At 73.6% G+C, this 17,446-nt stretch carries 15 protein-coding genes; 13 read left to right on the top strand and 2 right to left on the bottom strand.

What is annotated here, in order from left to right; all coding sequences use genetic code 11:
* Positions 1–168 precede the first annotated feature (168 nt).
* The 5 genes from ABT403_RS15625 (at position 169) to ABT403_RS15645 (ending at position 4,593) form a co-directional block, all read left to right on the top strand.
* Positions 169–876: a response regulator gene (locus ABT403_RS15625; RefSeq protein WP_344152713.1), complete on the top strand. Its 708-nt coding sequence runs from the start codon at positions 169–171 to the stop codon at positions 874–876.
* Positions 873–2,375, top strand: coding sequence for a sensor histidine kinase (locus tag ABT403_RS15630; protein ID WP_344152716.1), 1,503 nt, complete (start codon positions 873–875; stop codon positions 2,373–2,375). The genes ABT403_RS15625 and ABT403_RS15630 overlap by 4 nt, the downstream gene beginning before the upstream one ends.
* The gene (locus ABT403_RS15635) at positions 2,372–2,956 is read left to right on the top strand and encodes a GerMN domain-containing protein (RefSeq protein ID WP_344152719.1); all 585 of its coding nucleotides are present in this window, start codon (positions 2,372–2,374) and stop codon (positions 2,954–2,956) included. The genes ABT403_RS15630 and ABT403_RS15635 overlap by 4 nt, the downstream gene beginning before the upstream one ends.
* Before the next feature lie 118 nt (positions 2,957–3,074).
* A complete protein-coding gene (locus tag ABT403_RS15640; protein ID WP_344152723.1) occupies positions 3,075–3,842 on the top strand; it encodes an alpha/beta fold hydrolase in 768 nt (255 codons plus the stop codon).
* Positions 3,843–3,978: 136 nt separating this feature from the next.
* Positions 3,979–4,593: a hypothetical protein gene (locus ABT403_RS15645; protein ID WP_344152726.1), complete on the top strand. Its 615-nt coding sequence runs from the start codon at positions 3,979–3,981 to the stop codon at positions 4,591–4,593.
* 86 nt (positions 4,594–4,679) lie between these two features.
* Here the strand turns inward: ABT403_RS15645 and ABT403_RS15650 are convergent, their stop codons facing one another.
* Positions 4,680–5,333 (bottom strand): maleylpyruvate isomerase family mycothiol-dependent enzyme, encoded by a 654-nt coding sequence (locus tag ABT403_RS15650; protein WP_344152729.1) that lies wholly within the window; start codon positions 5,331–5,333, stop codon positions 4,680–4,682.
* Between the two features lie 71 nt (positions 5,334–5,404).
* Here ABT403_RS15650 and ABT403_RS15655 point away from each other — a divergent pair, with 71 nt between their 5' ends.
* The 8 genes from ABT403_RS15655 to ABT403_RS15690 all read left to right on the top strand — a co-directional run bounded on the left by ABT403_RS15655 (position 5,405) and on the right by ABT403_RS15690 (position 15,381).
* Positions 5,405–6,322: a LysR family transcriptional regulator gene (locus ABT403_RS15655; protein ID WP_344152732.1), complete on the top strand. Its 918-nt coding sequence runs from the start codon at positions 5,405–5,407 to the stop codon at positions 6,320–6,322.
* Positions 6,323–6,520: 198 nt separating this feature from the next.
* The gene (locus tag ABT403_RS15660) at positions 6,521–8,053 is read left to right on the top strand and encodes an aldehyde dehydrogenase family protein (protein WP_344152735.1); all 1,533 of its coding nucleotides are present in this window, start codon (positions 6,521–6,523) and stop codon (positions 8,051–8,053) included.
* Positions 8,050–9,603, top strand: a complete 1,554-nt coding sequence (locus tag ABT403_RS15665; protein WP_344152738.1) for a GMC family oxidoreductase — start codon at positions 8,050–8,052, stop codon at positions 9,601–9,603. Before ABT403_RS15660 ends, ABT403_RS15665 begins: the two co-directional genes overlap by 4 nt.
* Positions 9,600–10,727, top strand: a complete 1,128-nt coding sequence (locus tag ABT403_RS15670; RefSeq protein ID WP_344152741.1) for a quaternary amine ABC transporter ATP-binding protein — start codon at positions 9,600–9,602, stop codon at positions 10,725–10,727. The genes ABT403_RS15665 and ABT403_RS15670 overlap by 4 nt, the downstream gene beginning before the upstream one ends.
* Positions 10,728–11,022: 295 nt before the next feature.
* Entirely contained in the window at positions 11,023–12,924 is a 1,902-nt protein-coding gene (locus tag ABT403_RS15675; protein ID WP_344153013.1) for an ABC transporter permease subunit, read from the top strand.
* Position 12,925: 1 nt separating this feature from the next.
* The gene (locus ABT403_RS15680; RefSeq protein WP_344152744.1) at positions 12,926–13,897 is read left to right on the top strand and encodes an ABC transporter substrate-binding protein; all 972 of its coding nucleotides are present in this window, start codon (positions 12,926–12,928) and stop codon (positions 13,895–13,897) included.
* Between the two features lie 123 nt (positions 13,898–14,020).
* Positions 14,021–14,716: a hypothetical protein gene (locus ABT403_RS15685; protein ID WP_344152747.1), complete on the top strand. Its 696-nt coding sequence runs from the start codon at positions 14,021–14,023 to the stop codon at positions 14,714–14,716.
* A 125-nt stretch (positions 14,717–14,841) separates the two neighbouring features.
* Positions 14,842–15,381 (top strand): hypothetical protein, encoded by a 540-nt coding sequence (locus ABT403_RS15690; protein ID WP_344152750.1) that lies wholly within the window; start codon positions 14,842–14,844, stop codon positions 15,379–15,381.
* Positions 15,382–15,390: 9 nt separating this feature from the next.
* Here ABT403_RS15690 and ABT403_RS15695 read toward each other — a convergent pair whose 3' ends face one another.
* Positions 15,391–17,400 (bottom strand): spermine/spermidine synthase domain-containing protein, encoded by a 2,010-nt coding sequence (locus tag ABT403_RS15695; RefSeq protein ID WP_344152753.1) that lies wholly within the window; start codon positions 17,398–17,400, stop codon positions 15,391–15,393.
* Between the last annotated feature and the right edge of the window lie 46 nt (positions 17,401–17,446).

The following is a 17,446-nucleotide window of genomic DNA, read 5'->3' on the forward strand; positions in this document are numbered from 1 at the left end:
GTCCTCGACGGAACCGCTTCGAGTGGCAGAAAGGGCAGGCCGTCATCGTTTCATCACGAAAAGCGGAACCCGTCGTCATACGCTTCGAGCACCCTTGTCGAAGAACACGGCAGCCATCCGAAGGCTCACCCGAGGACCCACCGAGCACAGGAGACGAGCGCACCCGCCATGGCACGAGTCCTGCTGATCGAAGACGACCTCGCCGTGCAGAAGGGCGTCACGCTCGCGCTCAAGCGCCGGGGCCACGAGGTCGAGGTCGCGGCCAGCGGCGAGACGGGACTGCTCCTGCTGGAACGCCACCGGCCGGACCTGGTGCTCCTCGACCTGATGCTGCCCGGGATGAGCGGACTGGAGGTCTGCCGCCGCATCCGGGAGAGCAAACAGCTCCCGATCATCATCCTGTCCGCGCGCGGCGACGACATCGACATGGTCGTCGGACTCGAAGCCGGCGCCGACGACTACATCGTCAAACCGGCGAGCGGGGAGGTCCTGGAAGCGCGGATGAAGGCCGTCCTGCGCCGGGTCGCCCCCGCCCCCGACGGCGGCCCCGGGGACGCGCCCGCGCACACCGGCGCCGAAAGGTACGGGGACCTGGCCGTGGACCGGACGGCGCTCATCGTCTCCAAGGGCGGAACCGAGCTCGCCCTCGCCCCCTCCGAGCTCAAGCTCCTGCTGTTCCTCTCGGCCTCACCCGGCCAGGTCCACTCCCGCCAGCAGCTGCTCGAACAGGTCTGGGAGCACTCCTTCTACGGCGACGACCGCCTCGTCGACGCCTGCGTGATGCGGCTGCGGGCCAAGATCGAGGACGATCCGCGCGCACCGGCGTACATCCAGACGGTCCGGGGCTTCGGCTACCGCTTCGGGCCCGTCGGATGAGGTGGAAACGTCCGGCCCTGCGGCCACGCGTCCCGCGCGGCCTGCGGGTACGGTTCGTCGTCGCCTTCCTCCTCGCCGCCGCCTTCGGCTCCCTGCTCACGGCGGGGCTCACCTTCCAGCGGGCCCGCTCCGCCATCCTCGACCGCACCCAGGACGCCGCCGTCGCCGACCTGCGCGCCCAGCTCGACTCCCTCGCCCCCGGCCTGCCCTTCCCGCCGAGCACCGCGGACCTGCGCGACCTGACCCTGCAACTCGACCGCGCCGGCGGCGCCCACCCCCGGCACTCCGGCGCCGCGTACCAGAACGGCCCCCTCGTCACCGCCACCCCCGGGAACCCGCCCGTCCCGCCGGAACTCCGCGCGGCGGTGCGGGACGGCGCCCAGGCCGCCTACCAGCGCGTCGAGCACGACGGGCGCCCCTGGCTGGCCCTCGCCATGCCGGTCGCCTACGCCGGCACACCGGCCGGATCCACCGCACCGAACCCCCCGGGGCCGTCCGGCCTCACCGTCTACACCTCCCTCCGCCTCGACGACGACGCGGCGGACATCGCGGCCCTGCTCACCGCCGCCCAGGCGGCGGCCCTCCCCGCCCTCGCCCTCGCCCTCGTGCCCGCCCTCTTCGCGGCCCGCCGCGTCCTGCGCCCCGTCCGCAGGCTCCACGACGGCGCCGAACGCATCGCCGCCGGTGAACTGGGCACCCGCCTCCAGGCCGAGGGCCGCGACGAACTCGGCGACCTCACCCGTACGTTCAACAAGATGGCGCAGACCCTGGAACGCGACGACGCCGAACTGCGCCGCATGGAAGCGGGTGCGCGCCGCTTCGCGGGCGACGTCGCCCACGAACTGCGCACGCCCCTCGCCGCGATGAGCGCGGTCACCGGAATCCTCGACGAGGACGCCGCCTCCGGAACGCTGCCGCCCGACACCGCCGACGCCGTACGCCTCATCAGCGACGAGACCCGCACCCTGGTCCGCATGGTCGAGGACCTGATGGAGGTCGCCCGCTTCGACGCCAAGACCGCCCCCCTGCGCGCCGAACGGATCGACCTGCGCACCCTCGTCACCAAGACCCTCCACCTGCGCGGCTGGGACGGCGACGAACGCGTCACGGCCGACCTCGCCGAGCCCGTACCCGTCCTCGCCGACCCGCGCCGCGTCGACGTGATCCTGGCCAACCTGGTCGGCAACGCCCTGCACCACGGCCGCCCGCCCGTCACGGTCCGCGCCCGCGCCCGCGCGGAGGACGGCACGGCCGTCCTCACCGTCACCGACCACGGACCCGGCATCCCCGAACACGCCCTGCCCCACGTCTTCGACCGCTTCTACAAGGCCGACACGGCCCGTACCCGCTCCGAGGGCAGCGGACTCGGGCTCGCCCTCGCCCACGAGAACGCCCTGCTGCACGGCGGCACCCTGACGGCCGCCAACGCCCCCGGCGCCGGTGCCCGGTTCACCCTCACCCTCCCCCTCGCCACCCCGCCCCCACCGGAACCCCGATGACCCGCCGCCACCCCACCCTCGCCGGAACCGCGATGACCCGCCGCCGCACCGCCCTCGCCGCGCTGCTCACCCTCCTCACCGCCGCCGGCTGCGGCATCACCCCGACCGGCCCGGTCACGGCCGGCGCCCCCGCCTCCGGCATCCAGCCGCCGGGCACGCGGGCCCGCACCGTCCAGCTCTACTTCGCCGGCCCGTACGGCATCCGCGCGGTCGACCGGCCGACCGACCGCCCGCTGAGCCCGCAGCAGGCCCTGGACCTCCTCCTGGAGGGACCGACCCCCGCCGAACGCGACCGCGGCCTGGTCACCCAGGTCCCTCCGATGGCGGGCCGGCTCACCGCGACCGCCGGCAACGGCGCCGTCGACGTCCACGTGCCGCGCGCCGTCAGCAGCGGGGACCTCGACGTGACGGCCGTGTCCCAACTGGCCTGTACCGCCGCCCACGCCCAGGTCCCGGGCGACCGCCCCCCGGCCCAGGTCGACATCCGCATCCACGAGAACCTCGGCTCCAACGGCCCCTCCGGAGCCCCGTGGACCGTGCGCTGCGGCCCCAACGGCACCGTGACACCGGTGCCGGGGTGAGACCCGGCCCCGCACGCCGCCGCTCAGCGGCCCCGGACCGGCCGCGCAGCCGACCGCTCGCCGCTCACCGCTCGCCGCTCGCCGTCGACTGTCAGTGCGGCCCCCTACGATCGAGGCCATGCGCGAGTACTTCACGGCGGGAGGGCGGCGGCTGTCATACCTGGACTTCGGCGGTCCGGGGAAGCCGCTCCTCGCCCTGCACGGGCACTACAACGAAGCGTCGGCGTTCGCCCCGCTCGCGCGGGCGCTCGCGCCGAGCCGGCGGGTGATCGCCCTCGACCAGCGCGGCCACGGGGAGTCCGACCCGGCCGACGGCTACGGGCGCGAGGACTACGCGGCCGACCTCCTCGCCCTCCACCGGCACCTGGGATTCGGCCCGGTGGCGGTGCTGGGGCACTCGCTGGGCGGGGTCAACGCCTACCAGTTCGCCGCACGCCACCCCGACAGGGTCGAACGGCTGATCGTGGAGGACATCGGCGCGGTCGTCGACTGCGACTGGTCGTTCACCACCCGCCTTCCCCCTCCCGCACCGTCCAGACAGGCGCTGGCCGAGGCACTGGGCCCGGCCGCGCCCTATCTGGAATGCGCGTTCCGGGAGCGGGACGGGCGCTGGGGCTTCTCCTTCGGCATCGAGTCCACGGTGACCTCCCAGAAGGCGCTGAACGGCGACCACCGGGCCGACTGGACCGCGGTGTCCTGCCCCACGCTGCTGGTCCGCGGAACGCACAGCGACGAGCTGACGGCAGCTCATGCCCGGACCATGATCGCCGCCCGCCACGACGGCCGCGCCCGCCTGGTGGAACTCCCCGCCGGTCACGTAGTCCACCACGACGCCCCGGAGCGCTTCGCCACCACGGTCTCCGCCTTCCTCGCCGAGTCCCGCTGAGGAACGGGGCCGGATCACCGGCGACGCCCCTGGGGTGAGCCGAGTGCCCCGCCCCAGCCCGGGGCAGTGGCCACTGACGGCGCCGGCCGACCGCCGTAACGTGACGTGACGAGACGCGAGAAAGAGAGAGCACGACATGGGCACGCCCTTCGAACCGCCGGTGGACCGAACCCCGCAGGAGCTCGTCACCGAGCTGCGGGGGCTGGCCGACGTCCACTGGGAGACCGTGTGGAACGGCCCGCCGCTGCCCGGCCAGGGGCTGGACGAGTGGTGCGCGCAGTTCGGGTGGACGCCCACGCAGTTCGAGTACGTGCTGAACGTGGTCACGCGGACGGGGGGCCGGATGACGCTGAACGCGGCGGGTGGCAGCTGGGCGCCCGTGCAGAGCCTGCGGCACTGGGTGTGGGGGGAGTCGGCGGCGAGTCCGGAGGAAAACCCGCGGGTGCTGGCCGAGGCGGACCGGGTCTGGCCGTTGTACCGGGATGCCGTGTCCTCGGTGTTCGGCGAGCCGGCCTGGGAGGGCGCCTGGGATTCCACCGCGTTTCCGCAGGAACTCGGCGAGTACGAGATCCCTCAAGACGCCGACAGGATCGAGGAGAAGGACCCGTACCACATGGCCTACTGGGAGCTCCCCACCCCGAGAGGCGCCCTCGTCAGCCTGCGTGTCACGCCGGCTCTGGGGACCGCCGACGGGTCCGACGCGGGAGCGGTGAACATGGGCCTTCGGGTCTGTCCCCATCCCCCGAAGTGACGGCGAGAAAGGTGAAGAGGACGAGGGCCGTCACCGCGCTGGCGGCCCACTGCACGTGGGGGCCTCCTTCGGGTGCGTGCCGGCGCTCAGGCGGTGGTGAAGCGGGCCCTCGCCTCGCCCCGGAGCCGCCCGGGCGGAAGCCTCCGGCCGAAGGCCAGCAGGAGGAGGTCCTGGGCGGCGCCGTACAGGGGGAGCCCTGATCCGTACGACCAGTCCAGGTCCTCGGCGCACAGCCGCACTCCACCGAGGTCGGCGCCGAAGAACCGCAGCCCGCTGGGCCGGATGTCGTCGAGCAGGACCCGCAGCCGGTCCTCGGGGACACGGCGGTCGTGGCCGAGGGCGACCGTGATGTCCAGGCCGTGCACCACGTCGTGGCCCAGCGCGGCCCGGAACCCCCCGACCGGTGGAGTCCAGGGGTGACGGGCGCCCTCCCGCAGGTACGCGGCGAGTTCGGCCGTGGAACGGGCGGCGGCGTCCCGGCGGGCGACGCCGTCCGTCATGCGGTGCAGGTTCCCCCGGGCCCTGGCCAGCTCGACGAGCATCGCGGGCAGGGAGAGCCGGAAACCCATCGACATGTGCGCCGCGACCTCGCGGATCCGCCATCCCGCACAGAGGCTCGGCTCGTCCCACTGGGCGGGCCGCAAGCCGTCGAGCAGATCGGCCAGTTCCTGCCGTTCCGCCGCGATCAAAGCTCTGATTCCGGCGTGCCGGTCGTCAGTTCGAGATGTCGTGTTCCCCATGCGACCAACCCTGGGGCCGGTCCAGCCATATGTCCAATAGATGGACGCGATGCGATCTAGAATCAGCAGTTATGGAGCTCCGCCAGTTGCGCTACTTCGTCACCGTCGTCGAAGAGGGCGGCTTCACCCGCGCCGCCGCCCGGCTCCATCTTTCCCAGCCGGCGCTCAGCGCCCAGATCCGCCAGCTGGAGAAGGAGCTCGGGCAGCCCCTCCTCGAGCGGTCCAGCCGATCGGTGACGCCGACTGCGGTGGGCCGGTCCGTCCTGCCGTACGCGCGGGCCGCGCTGGCCGCCGCGGACGCGGTGCGCAACGCCGTGGACGAGCACGCCGGACTCCTGCGCGGCCGGGTCACGCTCGGGCTGGTCTCCGGCGCCACCCACCATGCGTTCGACGTCGCCTCGTTCCTCGCGGACTTCCACGACGCCCACCCCGCCATCGAGATCGCGCTGACCGAGGACACGTCGGAGCGGATGCAGGCCGCGCTCCTGGCCGGTGAGATGGACGTCGCCCTCCTGGGGCCCACCGGAGAGGCCCCTCCGCCCGGCCTCGCCTACCGGACGGTCATCGACGTCCCGCTCGGCGCCGCTCTCGCGCCAGGCGACCCGCTGCTCACCCCCGCCGGGCGCGTCGACATCCCGCTGGCCGATCTGCGGGACCGCCCGCTGATCTGCCTGCCGCGCGGTACCGGAGTACGGGCGTCCCTCGAACGCGCCTGCGCCAGGGCGGGATTCCGGCCCCGCGTCGCATTCGAGGCGGCGGCCCCGCACGTGCTGGCACGGCTCGCCGCCCGGGGTCTGGGCGTCGCCGTACTGCCCCTCGGCGAGGAGGGCGCGGATCCGGCCGGACCCTTGCGCACCCTGCCGATCGTCCAGCCCCGGATCCGTGCCCGTATCGTCCTCGCCTGGCCGGCCACCGGACCGGTGAGCCCTGCGGCCCGGGTGCTCCTCGACCGCATGCGCGGCGTTCTGCCGACGGCACCCCCTGCGTAGTCGCGAGATCTCCAGCTGCCATTCGTCCTATTTGACCCCTTATATGCGGACCCGCCCCGTGAAGTGGATCACTCTCCTCCGCTCTTTCCGCATGCCCCCGGATGACGAGGGCACGCGCGCCCCGGGCGGCCGGCAGCGGCCTCCCGGTCCCCCGGACGACCAGCGGGGGGCCTGAAGGAACGAAAGGCAACACCCGACGTGAGCGCAGCACAACAGACCATCCACGTGGGCGGCGAGTGGCGGGCATCACTCTCCGGAGACGCCCGCCGGATCATCGACCCCGCCGACGCCACCGCCTTCGCGGTCGTCGCCGAGGGCGGGGTCCGGGACACCGACGACGCGGTGGCCGCCGCCCGCGCCGCCTTCGACGCGGGCGCCTGGCCCCGTACGCCCGTCGCCGAGCGCGCCGCCCTGCTGCGCCGGGTCGCCGACCGGCTGGAACGCGACCGGGAGCGGATCGGCGCCCTGGAGAGCCGGGACGCGGGCAAGACGCTGGAGGAGGGCCGCACCGACGTCGACTGCGTGCGCGACGCCTTCCGCTACTTCGCCGATCTGGTGGAGAAGGAGAGCGCGGAGCGCGTCGTCGACGCCGGCTCCCCGGACGTCCACAGCGTGGTCGTCCACGAGCCGGTGGGCGTCTGCGCGCTGATCACCCCGTGGAACTACCCGCTCCTCCAGGCCAGCTGGAAGATCGCGCCGGCCCTCGCGGCCGGCAACACCTTCGTCATCAAGCCCAGCGAGCTCACCCCGCTGAGCACGGTCGCCCTGGTGGAGCTGCTGCTGGAGGCCGGACTCCCGCTCGGCGCCGCCAACATCGTCACCGGCCCCGGCCACACCGTGGGCGCGCGGCTCGCCGAGCACCCCGACGTCGACCTCGTCTCGTTCACCGGCGGGCTCGCCAGCGGCACCAAGGTCGCGCGGGCGGCGGCCGGCAGCGTCAAGAAGGTCGCGCTCGAACTGGGCGGCAAGAACCCCAACATCGTCTTCGCCGACGCCTGCGCCACCCCCGAGGGCTTCGACACCGCCGTCGACCAGGCCCTCAACGCCGCCTTCATCCACAGCGGCCAGGTCTGCTCGGCCGGCTCCCGCCTCATCATCGAGGAGCCGCTGCGGGACCGGTTCGTCGCCGAACTCTCCCGCCGGGCCCGGCTGATCCGGCTGGGCCGCGGCACCGACCCCGGCGTCGAGTGCGGGCCCCTGGTCTCGGCCGCCCAGCGGGAGCGGACCGAGGAGTACGTGGCCTCCGCCCTCGCCGAGGGCGCGGTGCTGCGCGCCGGCGGAAGCCGGCCGGACGGCCCCGGCTTCTTCTACCGGCCCACCGTCCTCGACCGCTGCCACCGGGGCATGCGCGTGGTGCGCGAGGAGGTCTTCGGCCCGGTCCTCACCGTGGAGACCTTCCGCACCGAGGAGGAGGCCGTCGCCCTCGGCAACGACACCGAGTACGGCCTGGCCGGGGCGGTGTGGACCGCCGACGCGGAACGGGCCGGCCGCGTGGCCGGGCTGCTGCGCCACGGCACCGTGTGGATCAACGACTTCCACCCGTACCTGCCGCAGGCGGAATGGGGCGGCTTCGGCAAGTCCGGCATCGGCCGCGAACTGGGCCCCACCGGCCTCGCCGAGTACCGCGAGGCCAAGCACGTCTACCGCAACCTCGCTCCGCGCCCCGTCCGGTGGTTCGCCGGCGGACGGCACGACGGCGCACGGAACGAGCACCGGAAGGACCGGGCATGAACCACCAGCACCCCCAGCACCGCCAGGACGACCAGCAGGTCTACGACTACGTCGTCGTCGGCGGCGGGACCGCCGGCTGCGTGATCGCCTCCCGGCTCACCGAGGACCCCTCGCTCAGCGTGGCCGTCATCGAGGGCGGACCCAGTGACGTCGGCCGCGAGGACGTCCTCACCCTGCGCCGGTGGACGGGGCTCCTCGGCGGCGAACTGGACTACGACTACCCCACCACCGAGCAGCCCCGCGGCAACTCCCACATCCGGCACAGCCGGGCGCGGGTGCTGGGCGGCTGTTCCTCGCACAACACGCTCATCTCGTTCAAGCCGCTCCCCTCCGACTGGGACGAGTGGGCCGAGGCCGGCGCCGAGGGCTGGGACGCGGTCTCCATGGACCCGTACTTCGACCGGCTCCGCAACAACATCGTCCCGGTCCACGGGGACGACCGGAACCCCATCGCCCGGGACTTCGTGGAGGCGGCGCGCGGCGCCCTCGGCGTCCCCCGGGTCGAGGGGTTCAACAAGGCGCCCTTCCACGAGGGGGCCGGCTTCTTCGACCTGGCCTACCACCCGGAGGACAACAAGCGGTCCTCCGCCTCGGTCGCCTACCTGCACCCCTTCCTCGACCGCCCGAACCTGCACATCGTCCTGGAGACGTGGGCGTTCCGGCTGGAGCTGGAAGGGACCCGGGTCACCGGAGTGCACGTGCGCACCGCGGACGGCCGGGAGCACGTGGTGCGGGCCCGCCGCGAGGTGCTGGTGTGCGCCGGCGCCGTGGACTCGCCGCGGCTGCTGCTGCACTCGGGCATCGGACCCCGGGCTGACCTGGAGAAGCTGGGCATCCCGGTCGTGCACGACCTGCCGGGCGTCGGCGAGAACCTCCTCGACCACCCCGAGTCGGTCATCGTGTGGGAGACGAAGGGCCCGATACCGGAGAACTCGGCGATGGACTCGGACGCCGGGCTGTTCGTCCGCCGGGATCCGGCGTCCCGGGGGCCGGACCTGATGTTCCACTTCTACCAGGTGCCGTTCACCGACAATCCGGAGCGGCTGGGCTACGAACGCCCCGCCCACGGCGTGTCGATGACCCCGAACATCCCCAAGCCGCGCAGCCGGGGCCGGCTCTACCTCACGAGCGCCGACCCCGAGGTCAAGCCGGCGCTGGACTTCCGGTACTTCACCGACGAGGACGACTACGACGCCCGGACCCTGGTCGACGGAATCAAGATCGCACGGCGGATCGCGGCGGCCGAGCCGCTGGCCGGCTGGCTGGGCCGCGAGGTCTGCCCGGGCCCGGAGGTCACCTCCGACGAGGAGCTCAGCGCGTACGCCCGGCAGGTCGCGCACACCGTGTACCACCCGGCCGGTACCTGCCGGATGGGTGCCGAGGACGACGCGCTCGCCGTCGTCACACCCGATCTGAGGATCCGGGGCCTGTCCGGCGTCCGGATCGCCGACGCGTCCGTCTTCCCGGCCATGACCGCCGTGAACCCGATGATCGGGGTGCTGATGGTCGGGGAGAAATGCGCCGAACTGCTGGGAGGTACCAGCCGATGAGCCGACCGAACGCACACGCGGACGTACGCGCGGACGTGAACGCGAAGGCACAGGCCGGGGGAGGCCCTGACGCCGGCGCCGAGCCCGTCTTCGCCGTCCGGAACCTGTGGAAGGTCTTCGGGCCGAAGGCCGGACGGGTCCCGGCCGATCCGGAATTGGCCTCGCTGGACGCCGCCACGCTGCGCGAGCGGACCGGCTGCACGGCCGCCGTCCGCGACGTCTCCTTCGACGTGCGCAAGGGCGAGGTGTTCGTGGTGATGGGCCTGTCGGGTTCCGGCAAGTCGACGCTGGTCCGCTGCCTGACCCGGCTCATCGAGCCGACCTCCGGCAGCCTCTCCGTCGACGGCGAGGACGTCCTCGCCATGGACCCGGCCCGGCTGCGCGAACTGCGCCGCCACCGGGCCGCGATGGTCTTCCAGCACTTCGGGCTCCTGCCGCACCGCACCGTGCTCGACAACGTCGCCTACGGCCTGGAGATCCAGGGCGTCGGCCGGGGCGAACGCCGCGAGCGCGCGGCGGCGTTCGTGGCGAAGGTCGGCCTGGAGGGCATGGAGCGGCGCCGGCCCGGGCAGCTGTCCGGCGGTCAGCAGCAGCGGGTGGGGCTGGCCCGCGCCCTCGCGGTGGACCCCGAAGTACTCCTCTTCGACGAGCCGTTCAGCGCGCTCGACCCGCTGATCCGGCGGGACATGCAGGAGGAGGTCGTCCGGCTGCACCGCGAGGAGGGCCGCACCATGGTCTTCATCACCCATGACCTCGGCGAGGCGCTGCGGCTCGGCGACCGGATCGCGCTGATGCGGGACGGCCGGATCGTGCAGCTGGGAACGCCCGAGGAGATCGTCGGCGCCCCCGCCGACGACTACGTCCGTGACTTCGTCCGGGACGTGCCGCGCGAACAGGTGCTGACGGTCCGCTCGGCGATGCGCCCGGCGCGCGCCGAGGAGACCGGGGCCGGACCGGCGCTGGCACCGACCGCGACCATCCACGAGGCCATCGAGGCGGTCGCCCGGACCGGGGAGAACGCCCGGGTCGTCGAGGACGGACGGTGCTTGGGGGTGGTCGACGGGTCGGCGCTGCTGGGCGTGGTCGCCGGGGTCCCCGTCGCGGCCGGGAAGGCGGTGGCCTGATGTACGCCCCCACCCCCTGGCCGCCGCCGTGCGGCGGCACACGGATCGTCGGGCCGGGGCGGTGCGGCCGATGAGCGCCGGTACCACCTCCGCCCCCGCCGGCCGTACGGCGCCCCCCGGCGCCACCCCCGCCACCCCGGCCGGACGCCGTGCTTCCGGCGGCGGTACTCCGAAGGCGGGCGCCGGCACCGGAGCGGGCGCCGTCCCCGGCACCGGAGCGGGCGCCGGCACCGGCACCGGGTCCGCCGGGACGCGGGCCCAGTCGCCGACGGCCCTGCCCCGGCACCGGCGCGGGATGCTGACGGTCGCGGGCGCGGCGCTCCTGCTCGTCCTGGGCGCCGTCCTGCTCGGCGGCGGCAGCTGGCCCGCCGGGCTCACCGTGGACGTGTCCGCGCCACTGGACCGCGCCGGCGACTGGATCATCGACCACCGCGACGGCCACCCGCTCTTCCTCTACTTCCTCGGGCACGTCAGCAACGCCGTGGTCGTCTCCGTGCGCGCCGTGTACCTGCTGCTGCTCGCCCTCGGCTGGGCCGGGGTGACGGCGGCGGCCGCGCTGGTGGCCTGGCGGCTCGCGGGGGCGCGCCTCGCACTCGTCTGCGCCGCCGCGTTCGCCGCGTGTGGGCTGCTCGGCATGTGGCTCCCCACCCTCCAGACCCTCGCCCTGATGGTCGTGGCGGTCCTCGCGTCCGTGCTGCTCGGCGCGCTCCTCGGGCTGGCCGCCGGCCTGTCCGGGCGGATGGACCGCGTGCTGCGCCCGGTGCTCGACACCATGCAGGTGCTGCCGGCCTTCGCCTACCTGCTGCCGGTGGTGCTGGTGTTCGGCATCGGCGTGCCGGCCGCCGTCCTGGCGACCGTGGTGTACGCGGCCCCGCCGATGGCCCGCCTCACCGCCCTCGGGCTGCGCGGGGCGGACGCCGGGGTCATGGAGGCAGCCGCCTCCCTCGGTGCGACCGGCCGGCAGCGGCTGCTGACGGCCCGGCTGCCACTGGCCCGGAAGGAACTGCTGCTCGGCGTCAACCAGTCGATCATGATGGCGCTCGGCATGGCCGTGATCGCCTCCGTGATCGGCGCGGGCGGCCTCGGCGACCGGGTCTACCAGGCACTGGCCTCCGTAGACGTCGGTGCCGCGCTCGCCGCGGGCCTGCCGATCGTGCTGCTCGCCGTGGTCCTGGACCGCGTCACCGCCGCCGCCGGCGCCCGGCTCGGCTCCGCTCCGGCCCGCAACGACCGGCGCCGCCGCACCCGGGCCCTCGCGGCGGCCGCCGTCGTCGCCGCGACCGCCGCGGCCGGTCACCTCACCGGCCGGCTCGACTGGCCGCAGGCGTGGACCGTGGACACCGCCGGGCCCGTCAACCGGGCCGTGGACTGGATGACCGCGCACCTGTACTCCGGGGTGCCCGTCGTCGGCGGCACCGCCGACTGGGCCTCCCACCTCACCACCGGTGTCCTCAACCCGCTCCGCTCCGGCCTGCAGTGGCTGCCCTGGTGGTCCGTCCTGCTCGTGATCGGCACCCTCGCCCTGCTCATCGGCACCTGGCGGACCGCCGCCACCGCCGTCCTGGCGATGGCCGCCATCGGCGTGCTCGGGGTGTGGGGGCCCGCCCTCGACACCCTCTCCCAGGTGCTGGCCGCGGTCGCCGTCACCCTGCTGCTCGGCATCGCCCTCGGCGCGGCCGCCGCGCGCAGCGCCCGCCTGGACCGTGTGCTGCGGCCCGTCCTCGACGTCTTCCAGACGCTGCCCCAGTTCGTGTACCTGATCCCGGTGGTCGCCCTGTTCGGCGTGGGCCGCGCCCCGGCCGTCGCCGCGGCCGTGGTGTACGCGCTGCCCGCCGTGGTGCGCATCACCGCGCAGGGCCTGCGGGCCGTCGACCCGGGCGCGGTGGAGTCCGCCCGGTCCCTCGGCGCGACGGGGCGCCAGCAACTGCTCCAGGTCCAGCTGCCGCTGGCCCGGCCCGCACTGCTGCTCGCCGTCAACCAGGGCGTGGTCCTGGTCCTGGCCGTGGTCGTGATCGGCGGCCTGGTCGGCGGCGGGGCGCTCGGCTACGACGCCGTGCTCGGCCTGGCCCGGGGCGACCTGGCGACCGGCCTCGTCGCCGGCGCCGCGATCGTCTGCCTGGGCCTGGTGCTCGACCGGGTCACCCAGCCGACGCGCCGGCCGACGCGCCGCCGTACCCGCACCGGAAAGGGGGCCTGAGATGGCTCGCACCCGTATCGCCGCCCTGGCCGCCGCCGCGGCCCTGACCGTCGGGGCCGGCCTCACCGGCTGCGGCGCCGCCGACATGACCCGCCAGTCCTCCCCGTTCGCCCACGCCGGGGGGCCGTCCCGCACGGTGACGCTGTCCGTGCAGTCCTGGGCGGGCGCGCAGGCCAACGCCGCAGTCGCCCGCTACCTGCTGGAACACGAACTCGGCTACCGCGTCGAGACCGTGCAGATCGACGAGGTACCCGCCTGGGACGCACTCAGCCAGGGCCGGGTGGACGCCATCCTGGAGGACTGGGGGCACCCGGAGCAGGAGGCCCGGTACGTCGGCGGGAAGGGCACCGTCGCCCCCGGCGGAGACCTGGGGGTCACCGGGCACATCGGCTGGTTCGTACCGACGTACTTCGCGCAGGCGCACCCCGACGTCACCGACTGGCGCAACCTCGCCACGTACGCGCCCGAACTGCGCACCGCGGAGAGCGGCGGCAAGGGGCAGCTGCTCGACGGCTCCCCGTCGTACGTCACCAACGACAAGGCGCTGGTGAAGAACCTGGGCCTGGACCTCCAGGTGGTCTTCGCGGGCTCCGAGGCGGCCCAGATCACGCAGATCAAGCAGTTCGCCAAGGAGAGGAAGCCCTTCCTCACCTACTGGTACGAGCCGCAGTGGCTGTTCGAGAAGGTGCCCATGACGGAGGTGAGGCTGCCCGCGTACGAGGAGGGCTGCGACGCCGATCCGCAGAAGGTCGCCTGCGCGTACCCGCACACACCGCTGCGGAAGTTCCTCAACGCCCGCTTCGCGAAGGACGGCGGTGACGCGGCCGCCTTCCTGAAGAAGTTCCGCTGGACGACGGACATGCAGAACGACGTCGCGCTGATGATCGCGGAGGAGAAGCTGACCCCGCAGGACGCGGCGGCCCGCTGGGTGAAGGAGAACCGCGCCACCTGGCAGACCTGGCTGCCCGGCTGACGGCGTTCGGCGGGCTCCCCGGCGGGGGAGCCCGCCGTCTGACGCCGTGGCATGAGGACGATCCCCTCACACCGAGGGTGCGGACCGCGCCGGATTGTCAGTGGCGTCCTGGACCATGTCCGGATGACTCAACGAACGCAGGACCCCGACACCGCCGGACCCGACACCGGGATCGCATGGCTCGCCGCGCCCCGCTGGATTCCGTTCGGCGGATACAACGTGGTGATGGCGCGTGGGCTGACCCCGGACGAGCTGGTGCGGCGGCTCGCGGCGACGGCCTCCTGGGAGGCACCCGCCGTCGTCCACCGGGCGCCCGGCGAGCACACCGCCGAGGAGGTCGCGAACCCCGCCCTCTTCGACGACGACTCGGACGTGCACCTGCGATACGGCGCGTACGCGGGCCTGTCGTTCGCGGTCATGTACGGCCCCTGGTGGGGCGAGTTCGAGACGATGGGCCCGGTCTCGGCGGGCGGCGCGGAGGTCTTCCAGGTGACGTTCGAAGAGGACAACGGCAAGCCCGTGCCGCCCTTCTTCGCGTACCACCGGGACGGGCGTCTCGCCTGCTCCTTCAACCTGCATCTGGACGGGTCATGGGGATACGACGGCGTCGACGGGGACCCGGCGGTGGCGGCGCGGGTGACGGAGGCCATGGGTGAGGCCGGCCTGCCCGTCGCCGGCCGGGGAGGCTACACGGGCGAAGCGGACGAAGAGCAGATGCGGCGCACCCTGCTGCGCCTCCTGGGCCGTCTCTTCGACCTCTCCCTGCCCCGCGAGCGGATCCTCCGGGGTTCCCTCGCCACGGCCACGCTGACGACCTGACGACCTGACGACCTGACGGGCCGGTACGCCTGACCCCAGGGCGGCGTGTTCTCGCCCTGGCGGCCCCGGACCGGTGGTGCGAGCCTGGTCAGAGCGTCCACCCGTACGACGACGGAGAGACAGTCATGCGTAAGCGCGCGCGGATCGGGGCCAGGTGTGCCGCCCTCACCCTGCTGCCCCTGGCCGCTCTGATCGCGGCGGCGCCGGCACACGCCGACGCGCGGGGCCTCTACAACGGCTTCGAGGAATCCGACATCGGCACATGGGACCGCCTCGCCGGCGGCGACGGCCGGGCGGGCTTCGAGATCGGCACCGGTACCGCCCTGACCGGCCAGGGCAACGGCCGGCTGTCCGCCACCCGGGGCTGGGCCCGCGAGGGCACCTGGGCCTCCTTCGGCCAGGCCTTCCGCTACTGCACGGCGCGCGTCTACGTACGGCCCGACCAGGACCTCCAGTTCGAACTCAGGGTCTGGACCCCCCAGGGCAAGCAGCTCATCAGCACCGCCCCCTGGCTCACCGCGGGCGACTACCGCCTCGTCCAGGTCGACTGGACGGGGGAGGGCGACAACAACTTCGTCGAGGCCGTCATCGGCGCGAACGGAACCCCACGGGCCGTACGCCTGGACGCCCTGACGGTCGTATGCGCCGACGGGAGCAGGACCTAGCCGGCCTGGCTAGCCCCGGCGGGCCCCTGCGTCGTCCGGTGCCGGGGTCGCCGCGTGCCCGGCCACGCGCATGGCCACGCACGCTCCCAGGTACAGCAGGGCCACCACCAGCAGCAGGGCCTGATAGCCCGTCACCAGCGCCAGGTACTCGAGCGCGCCCCCGGTCAGGGCCCCCAGCAGGTTCGCGCCGAAGGCGGCGGTCGGGTCCGGGGCGAGTGCGAGGCGGTCCGAGAAGATGAGGTTGGCACAGAAGACGGGGGCGAAGGCCAGGGCGATGGCGGCGGCGAGCCGGGCGGGGAAGGGCAGCGCGAGTACGGCGTGCGCGGGGACGAGCCAGGCCACCGCGAGGGTGGCGAAGAGGAGCAGCTGCAGCAACGGCTGGTTGACCCGCCGCAGCCGGCGGCGCACCTCGACCCCCGCGAGGACGGCGAGCAGGACGCCGATGAAGACGAGGGCGTTGACCAGCCAGGTCGTACCGAAGTAGAGCGCAAAGTTGATCACGCTCTTCGTTTCGAGCAGCATGAAGGCCGCTCCCAGCAGGAACATGTCGGCGTAGCGGACCGTGCTGCGGATCCGGACCCCGGTCAGGCGGACCGACAGGAGCGTCACGAGCAGGATCGCGCCCAGCGTGCCCAGGTAGAGCGTGGGGATGCTGCGGTGGAGCAGGTACGGGAAGGGCCGGTCGTCGCTGGCGGCCGCCGGGACGGCGCCACTGGGCTGCCAGGTCTGGTCGCAGGCCTGGTCGGCGGCCGTCATCCCGGCCACCAGCACGGCCGCGTTCTGGCCGAACGTCGACATGCAGGGGGCGTGGCCGTAAACCTCTTCGAGGGTGCCCGCGAAGCGATCGACGAGCCAGCTCTGCCGGTAGTAGTTGTACATGACGAACGCACCGTGCGGCGTGAGGTGTTCGCGTGCGGCCTCGAACGCCTGCCGGGTGAACAGATAGCTCTCCAGCCGTAGATTGCTCGCGCCGGGCACCAGCGTCAGTGAGTCCGGCAGCGCCAGCACGACGAGGTCGTACGTGGCGTTGGTCCGCTCCAGGAAGGCCCGTCCGTCATCGATGTGGACGTGCACCCGGGGGTCGTCGTACGGCCTCGCCGGGTGCAGGTCCGCGCCGATCTCCTGGAGCCGGGGATCGATCTCGACCGCGTCCACGCGCTCCGCCCCGTTCGCCAGCGCGACCGCGACGTCGTTGCCGTTGCCGGCTCCGATGACCAGGACGCGCCGGTGCGGATTGCCGGGCGTCCGGTCGTAGGCCTGCCGTTGGGGCGCGTTCTCCATCAGCGTCGGGAGCGGCACGATGGCCTGGTGCGGGATGCCGTTCACGGCGATCACCGGGTTGAAGAGCTGGACCTTGTAGTAAGGCGACCAGGAGACGCCGGCCGTGGTCGTCTCCACGAACAGCGCGGCGACCATCGCCGCGAGGGGGACTCCGTACCGCAGGACGTCGCGCCGTCCGCCGAGGACCAGCAGGGCCCCGGCCGCGACCACGCCCCACACGACCGACGGAGCGCGGAGCCAGGACAGCAGGGCGAAGCACACCGAGCCGGTGAGGCTGCCGAGCAGGTCGTAGCGGTACGCGTCGAGCGGGCGGAGCCGGCGGAAGAGATCGGCGGTGATCTTGCCGATCGCCGCCGTGATCACGGCGGTCAGCAGGAAGATGGCCGGCAGCGTCACCCACTCGGGGAAGCCGGTGGTCCTCACCGAGGTGAAGTAGAGGACCTGGCTGCTGCTCTGACGCACCTGCACCGGATACTCGCGCACCAGAACGACCAGGAGCGCGAGCGGGACCGGCGCCCAGCGTTTGAGCCACTGCCCGCGCTCGGCGGGGAGCAGGAACCCGAGGCCGATGCCGAGGAACGAACCCAGCAGGATGAAGTTCGAGAAGTAACTGAGGTGGACGACGTTGGCGCCCGCCCATCTGATCAGCGCCAGCTCGACGAAGAGCATGGTGGCGCTGGCCAGCAGCAGCCTCCAGCGCACCGAGCCGTCGGTTCGTCCGGTTTCGCTCCGCTCCATGCGTGCTGAGAGTGCCACCTCCGACGGCGGAGCGCCGGACGCCTTG

It is taken from the genome of Streptomyces sp. NPDC000075, assembly GCF_040301925.1.
In the GTDB taxonomy this organism is placed as follows: Bacteria; Actinomycetota; Actinomycetes; order Streptomycetales; family Streptomycetaceae; genus Streptomyces; species Streptomyces polychromogenes.

Coding starts and splice junctions, on each gene's coding strand:
- ABT403_RS15630 (WP_344152716.1), top strand. CDS start 873: ATGAGGTGGAAACGTCCGGCCCTGCGGCCACGCGTCCCGCGCGGCCTG.
- ABT403_RS15635 (WP_344152719.1), top strand. CDS start 2,372: ATGACCCGCCGCCACCCCACCCTCGCCGGAACCGCGATGACCCGCCGC.
- ABT403_RS15690 (WP_344152750.1), top strand. CDS start 14,842: ATGCGTAAGCGCGCGCGGATCGGGGCCAGGTGTGCCGCCCTCACCCTG.
- ABT403_RS15625 (WP_344152713.1), top strand. CDS start 169: ATGGCACGAGTCCTGCTGATCGAAGACGACCTCGCCGTGCAGAAGGGC.
- ABT403_RS15665 (WP_344152738.1), top strand. CDS start 8,050: ATGAACCACCAGCACCCCCAGCACCGCCAGGACGACCAGCAGGTCTAC.
- ABT403_RS15670 (WP_344152741.1), top strand. CDS start 9,600: ATGAGCCGACCGAACGCACACGCGGACGTACGCGCGGACGTGAACGCG.
- ABT403_RS15645 (WP_344152726.1), top strand. CDS start 3,979: ATGGGCACGCCCTTCGAACCGCCGGTGGACCGAACCCCGCAGGAGCTC.
- ABT403_RS15675 (WP_344153013.1), top strand. CDS start 11,023: ATGCTGACGGTCGCGGGCGCGGCGCTCCTGCTCGTCCTGGGCGCCGTC.
- ABT403_RS15680 (WP_344152744.1), top strand. CDS start 12,926: ATGGCTCGCACCCGTATCGCCGCCCTGGCCGCCGCCGCGGCCCTGACC.
- ABT403_RS15655 (WP_344152732.1), top strand. CDS start 5,405: ATGGAGCTCCGCCAGTTGCGCTACTTCGTCACCGTCGTCGAAGAGGGC.
- ABT403_RS15650 (WP_344152729.1), bottom strand. CDS start 5,333: ATGGGGAACACGACATCTCGAACTGACGACCGGCACGCCGGAATCAGA.
- ABT403_RS15640 (WP_344152723.1), top strand. CDS start 3,075: ATGCGCGAGTACTTCACGGCGGGAGGGCGGCGGCTGTCATACCTGGAC.
- ABT403_RS15695 (WP_344152753.1), bottom strand. CDS start 17,400: ATGGAGCGGAGCGAAACCGGACGAACCGACGGCTCGGTGCGCTGGAGG.
- ABT403_RS15685 (WP_344152747.1), top strand. CDS start 14,021: ATGACTCAACGAACGCAGGACCCCGACACCGCCGGACCCGACACCGGG.